This window comes from Alistipes sp. CAG:268 (assembly GCA_000434235.1).
GTDB classification, from domain to species: domain Bacteria; phylum Bacteroidota; class Bacteroidia; order Bacteroidales; family Rikenellaceae; genus Alistipes; species Alistipes avistercoris.
Map to the genome: position 1 here is coordinate 47,143 of FR891976.1, position 6,360 is coordinate 53,502.

Genomic DNA, 6,360 nt, shown 5'->3' on the forward strand with positions numbered 1-6,360 from the left:
GTGTAGGGTACAGGCGGCACCTGCTGGAAGACGGGCTGCGGCTCGCGCACCGTCCCGTCGTCGTAGTAGTGGCGGTCGGCGCGGCAAAGGCGGTTCCGGCCATCGACACAGAGTCCCTCGAGCAGCGTGTGGTCCACGCCGTAGAGCTCCACCCGGCGATAGCCCAGCAGCAGGGCGATGTACTCGCCGACCTGCACCACCGTGCCGAAGTTGGCACTTCCCAGCCCGCGGCGGAAGAGACGGAACTCGAGCGAGCGGAACCCCCGGAACAGGGTGGTATGGAACGGCACGATGCGGATCAGCGGATTGGGCAGCGCAGCCCGGTAGTCGAACCGCTCGGGGTTGTAATACTGCACGTAGAGGGTCATCGGCCACGCGACCCGCTCGTTCATCACCCGGTAGAGTTCGGCCACGCGGTCGCGCAGAGGACTGTCGCGGAAGAACATCGGGTCCGAAAGCACATAATACGACGGCCTGAGGAGCGTGAAGCGCTCGTCGAGGGCGAAGTAATTGACCGCCATGAAGTCGCGGTCGCCCGGATCACGGAGCAGCTCCGGCAGCTCCTCAGCAAGCGAGGGGCCGTTGCCCAGGATGGCCATCGTCCCCCGCGGCGTTCCGGGCGTACCGGCACGCCCGACGTAGTTGCGGAAGTTCTCCTTGACAGCCATCACGGCAAAGTAAAAGGCCGTCTCGTAGAGGTTGCGCAGGAATCGATCGAGCTTTTCGAATGGGGTCATGCGTGCGGAGTTTTATTTGCAAAAGTAGCAAAAGATCGATATCTTCGCAACAAAAGAGCCACACGCATGTCGGAACCCACCATCTCGGTCGTCATCCCCCTCTACAACAAGGAGCGCGAGGTAGCCCGCGCCGTGCGGTCGGTGCTCGCACAGAGGCGGCAGCCGCTCGAACTGATCGTCGTGGACGACGGATCGACGGACCGCAGCGCCGCCGAGGTCGCAGCCTTCCGGGATCCGCTCGTCCGGCTCATCCGGCAGCCGAACGGCGGAGTCTGCGCCGCGCGCAACCGAGGCATCGTCGAGGCCCGGGGCGAGTACGTCGCCCTGCTCGACGCCGACGACGAATGGGAACCGGGGTTCCTTTCGGAGATCGTCTCGCTCATCACCCGATACCCCGGCTGCGGCATCTACTGCACGGCCTTCCACATCCTCGGCCGCGAAGGGCTCGTCCCCGCGCCGTGTCCCGAGGGACGGGGCATCGTCGGGAACTTCTTCCGTGACTCGGCACACCGCTATATCGCCATACCTTCGGCCGTCTGCATCCCCCGCCGGGTGCTCCAGGAGGTAGGCGGCTTCCCCGAAGGGATGAAGATCGGCGAGGACCTCTACGTCTGGATCGAGATCGCCCGCCGTTACCGCGTCTGCTTCTCGCCCGAGCGGCTGGTTCGCTACGCACGCGACGCTTCGAACCGCTCGGCCGCAAGCTACACCCCCGAGCGGACCCGCTACTCGTTCGAGGCGCTCTACGACCCTGCAGCCCCCGAGGAGGAGCGTGAGTTCATCGCCCGCGCTGCCCTGGGCAAGGCCCTGATCCTCTCGACCAAGGGCGACACCGCCGCCGCAGCCCGGGCCGTCGCCTGCTTCGGCTACACGAAAACCTACCGCCGCACGCTGCGCAAGGTGCGTCTGCTGAACCGGCTGCCCGTCGGATGGCGCGCCCCGCTGCTCAACCTGTACAACGCCCTGGCCTGGCGTCTGGCCCGCAAAGGGCTCTGAGCACCCCGAGGGAGCGGTCCTGCTGGGAGCCAATGCCGCTGCAGCAGCCGGCAACGACAAAAAAAGAGGGACCCCGGAGAAAAACTCCGGGGTCCCTTCTGCATTCGGCCGGACCGGTCAGTTCGTGAAGACCAGCCCGTCGGCACCTGCGTCGATCGAAATGGGCTTCGACCGATCGACCTCGCCGGCAAGGATCCGCTTCGAGAGGTCGTTGATCACGTAGCGCTGGATCGTACGCTTTACGGGACGTGCTCCGTAGAGCGGGTCGAATCCCGCATTGGCAATCCACTCGCGCGCCTTGTCGCTGTATTCGAGACGGATGCCGTTCTCGGCCAGCATGCGGCGCACGCCGCCCATCTGGATATCCACGATGCGTTCGATATCCTTGCGCGTCAGCGGCTCGAACATCACGATCTCGTCGATACGGTTCAGGAACTCGGGCTTGAGTTGCTGCTTCAGGAGGTCGATCACCTCGCGGCGCGTCCGCTCGATGACCTCGGGCGAAAGGCGCTTGCCGTCAAACGCCTCGGCAAAGTTCTCCTGAATGACCTGCGAGCCCATGTTCGAGGTCATGATGATGATCGTGTTGCGGAAATCGACCGTACGGCCCTTGTTGTCGGTCAGCCGTCCGTCGTCGAGCACCTGCAGCAGGATGTTGAAGACGTCGGGGTGTGCCTTCTCGATCTCGTCGAGCAGCACGACCGAATAGGGCTTGCGGCGCACGGCCTCCGTGAGCTGGCCGCCCTCGTCGTAGCCAACGTATCCGGGAGGCGCTCCGACCAGACGCGAGACGCTGTGCCGCTCCTGGTATTCGCTCATGTCGATACGCGTCATCATCTGATCGTCGTTGAAGAGGAACTCGGCGAGTGCCTTCGCCAGCTCGGTCTTGCCGACACCCGTCGTGCCGAGGAAGATGAACGACCCGATCGGCTTGCGGGGATCGTTCAGTCCGGCACGCGAACGGCGCACGGCATCCGAGATGGCCGCAATGGCCTGCTCCTGCCCGACAACCCGTTTGTGCAACTCCTCCTCCATGTGCAGGAGCTTCTCACGCTCCGAGGCAAGCATACGCGTTACGGGGATTCCCGTCCAGCGCGATACCACCTCGGCGACATCCTGCGCATCGACCTCCTCCTTGATCATCGAACCATTGGCGGCAGCCAGTTTGTACTCCTCCTGGAAGGCCGCGATCTGCTTCTCGGCCTCCTGGATCTTGCCGTAGCGGATCTCGGCCACCTTGCCGTAGTCGCCCTGACGCTCGGCCTGCTGGGCCTCGACCTTCAGCTGCTCGATGCGGTCCTTGTTAGCCTGGATCTTCTTGAGCAGATCGCGCTGCCCCTGCCACTTGGCCCGCATCTCCGCATCCTTCGCCTTGAGCTCCTCGATCTCCTTGGTGAGCTGGTCGATGCGCTCCTTGTCCTTCTCGCGGCGGATCGCCTCGCGCTCGATCTCGAGCTGACGGACCCTGCGGTCCAGCGTATCGATCTCCTCAGGCACGGAGTTCATCTCCAGACGCAGCCGCGACGCCGCCTCATCGACCAGGTCGATGGCCTTGTCGGGCAGGAACCGCGAGGTGATGTAACGCGTCGAGAGTTCGACGGCCGCCACGATCGCCTCGTCCTTGATCCGCACCTGGTGGTGGTTCTCGTAGCGCTCCTTCAGGCCGCGGAGGATCGAGATGGCATCCTCCTGCGTCGGCTCATCGACCATGACCTTCTGGAAACGGCGCTCGAGGGCCTTGTCCTGCTCGAAGTACTTCTGGAACTCGTCGAGCGTCGTGGCTCCGATCGTCCGCAGCTCGCCGCGGGCGAGTGCCGGCTTGAGGATGTTTGCGGCATCCATCGCACCCGACGACTTGCCGGCGCCGACCAACGTGTGGATCTCGTCGATGAAGAGCAGGATCTCTCCCTCGCTCTGCACGACCTCCTGCACGACGGCCTTCAGACGCTCCTCGAACTCGCCCTGGTACTTCGCACCGGCAATCAGCGCACCCATGTCGAGCGAGTAGATCACCTTCGACTTCAGGTTCTCCGGGACGTCGCCGTCGATAATCCGCCGTGCAATGCCCTCGGCGATGGCCGTCTTGCCGACGCCCGGCTCGCCGACCAGAATCGGGTTGTTCTTCGTACGGCGCGAGAGGATCTGCAGCACCCGGCGGATCTCCTCGTCACGGCCGATCACCGGGTCGAGCTTTCCGGCACGCGCCTGCTCGTTGAGGTTGATGGCATACTTGCCCAGCGCGTCGAACTCCTGCGAGGAGGTCTGCGAATCGACCGTCACCCCCTTGCGGAAGGTGCGGATCGCCTCGACGAGCTCCTTCTCGGTGGCTCCGGCCCGCTTGAGCAGGTCGGCGGCCTGACCGCGCTCGGAGAGAAGCCCCAGCAGCAGGTGCTCGACCGAGGCATATTTGTCGCCGAAGGTCTTCGTGAAATCGACCGCACGCTGGATCACGCGCGATGCGTCCTGCGAGAAGTACTGCTCGCCGTTGCCTCCCTCGACCCGCGGCAGCGAACCCACGCTGCGCTGCACCTCGTCGCGCAGCCCGCGCACGTTCACGCCGACACGTCCCAAAAGGAACGTCGCGAGCGAATCGTCCTCGCGGATCAGGACGCTCAACAGATGGAGCGGCTCGACAGCCTGCTGCCCGCGCTCCCGCGCCAGATTGAGCGCTGCCTGCAGCGCCTCCTGCGCCTTGATGGTTAAAGTGTTGATGTTCATATCCGTGTTGTTTTCGTTTGTTTCGTTGTTCGACACTCAATACCGCAAAAGGCCTGCCAGGCCGCCGGCCCGGATATTTCGACACACATTTTGTCCGAAATGTCACAAAATGACACACGCCGACTGACAGTCTCCGCCAAATCGGCAGAAAACGGGCGGGAAGGTCCGAACCTTCCCGCCGCAGCGGCACCGACCGCAAGGCCGGCAGACCGGTGAGGCGTCAGTTGCCCCGGTAGGTCGAATAACCGTTCGCCGACATGGTGATCGGAATGTGGTAATGCCCGTCGCCCGCAATACGGAAGGTCACCTCGACATAGGGATAGATCGAGCCGAGCCCCCGGGCCGCAAAGTAAGGTTCGGTCTCGAAGCGGAGCCGATAGACCCCGTCGTTGCCGTTCGGCCCGTCCAGGGGCAGCAGGTCGCCGACCCGCCCGTTGCCATCGGTCCGGCGCTCGGCCACAAGGCGCCACGAACCGTCCTCCTCCGCAGCGTAAAGCGCCACGGCGACATCCGCGGCCGGAGCGCCCTGCGAGACATCCAGCATGTGCGTACTCAACTGATATACGGGGTCCTTGGCCGACACCTGCACGGCGAAAAGCAGTACGGACACCGCAATCGCCACCATTCGAATCCACTTCATAACATCCGAAAACTATAAGGTTTGACAAATTCGGGAGGCCGCATTAATTCACCTCCCCGCGCTAAAAATAGAATAATATTCCTATCTTTGCAAGACCATGAGTGATTTCATCGTCAGTGCCCGCAAGTACCGCCCCGCGACCTTCCGTTCGGTCGTCGGGCAGAAACACATCACCTCCACGCTCCAGAATGCCATCGAGCGCGGACAGTTGGCGCACGCCTACCTCTTCTGCGGCCCCCGCGGAGTGGGAAAGACCACCTGCGCCCGCATCTTCGCCAAGGCAATCAACTGCCTTTCGCCCCACGGTGCCGAGGCCTGCAACGAATGCGAATCGTGCCGCTCGTTCAACGAGGGTCGTTCGCTGAACATCCACGAGCTCGACGCCGCGTCGAACAACTCCGTGGAGGACATCCGCACGCTGATCGACCAGGTGCGCATCATTCCCCAGGTCGGACGCTACTCGGTGTTCATCATCGACGAGGTACACATGCTCTCGGCCGCGGCCTTCAATGCCTTTCTGAAGACCCTCGAGGAGCCGCCCGCCCACGCCATCTTCATCCTGGCGACTACCGAGAAGCACAAGATACTGCCGACGATCCTCTCACGCTGCCAGATCTACGACTTCAACCGCATCCGCGTCGAGGATGCCGTCGAATACCTGCGCTACATCGCCTCCCAGGAGGGTATCACCGCCGACGAGGAGTCGCTGAACCTCATCGCGCAGAAGGCCGACGGCGGCATGCGCGACGCCCTGTCGATGTTCGACAAAGCCGTCTCGTTCTGCGGCACGACGCTCGACTACCGCAACGTGGCCCAGACGCTCAACGTCCTCGACTACGACACCTATTTCGGAATCACCGAGATGCTGCTCGCGGGCGACTACGTACGTGCACTCGTCTCGTTCGACGCCGTGCTGGCCAAGGGATTCTCCGGCCAGACCTTCATGGCGGGACTCAACCGCCACATGCGCGACCTGCTGATGGCCTCACGGCCCGAGACCCTGCGGCTCATCGAGATGACCGGCACACTGCTCGAACGATACCGGACGCAGGCGGGCGCCTGCAGTGTCGATTTCCTCTTCGGAGCCATCTCCGTTCTGACGGACATCGACGGGAAAATACGGCAGTCGTCGAACCAGCGGCTGCTCGTGGAGCTGGGCCTGATGAAAATCGCAGGGCTCGGCCAAAAAAAAAATAATCCGCTGACATCTCCGGAAGCCTATCCCCTGCCGGACCTTCAGCCCCCGACGGCTCCGGCCGCAACGGGAGC

5 protein-coding genes are annotated in these 6,360 nt (G+C 63.5%); 2 read left to right on the top strand and 3 right to left on the bottom strand.

Annotation, left to right across the window (positions count from 1 at the left end; all coding sequences use genetic code 11):
- Positions 1-737, bottom strand: a 737-nt coding sequence (locus tag QZL63_RS02595) for a hypothetical protein (RefSeq protein ID WP_290585672.1), incomplete at its 3' end; no start/stop codon positions are given.
- Positions 738-803: 66 nt separating this feature from the next.
- Between QZL63_RS02595 and QZL63_RS02600 the strand changes: the two genes are divergently transcribed.
- On the top strand, positions 804-1,733 hold the full coding sequence (locus QZL63_RS02600; RefSeq protein ID WP_022307781.1) for a glycosyltransferase family 2 protein: 930 nt from the start codon (positions 804-806) through the stop codon (positions 1,731-1,733).
- A 117-nt stretch (positions 1,734-1,850) separates the two neighbouring features.
- Here QZL63_RS02600 and clpB read toward each other — a convergent pair whose 3' ends face one another.
- A complete protein-coding gene (clpB, locus tag QZL63_RS02605) occupies positions 1,851-4,451 on the bottom strand; it encodes an ATP-dependent chaperone ClpB (RefSeq protein WP_022307782.1) in 2,601 nt (866 codons plus the stop codon).
- Between the two features lie 220 nt (positions 4,452-4,671).
- Positions 4,672-5,091 (bottom strand): hydroxyisourate hydrolase, encoded by a 420-nt coding sequence (gene uraH / locus QZL63_RS02610; protein WP_022307783.1) that lies wholly within the window; start codon positions 5,089-5,091, stop codon positions 4,672-4,674.
- Positions 5,092-5,188: 97 nt separating this feature from the next.
- Here uraH and dnaX point away from each other — a divergent pair.
- A partial coding sequence (gene dnaX / locus QZL63_RS02615) for a DNA polymerase III subunit gamma/tau (protein WP_290585680.1) occupies positions 5,189-6,360 on the top strand: 1,172 nt, incomplete at its 3' end.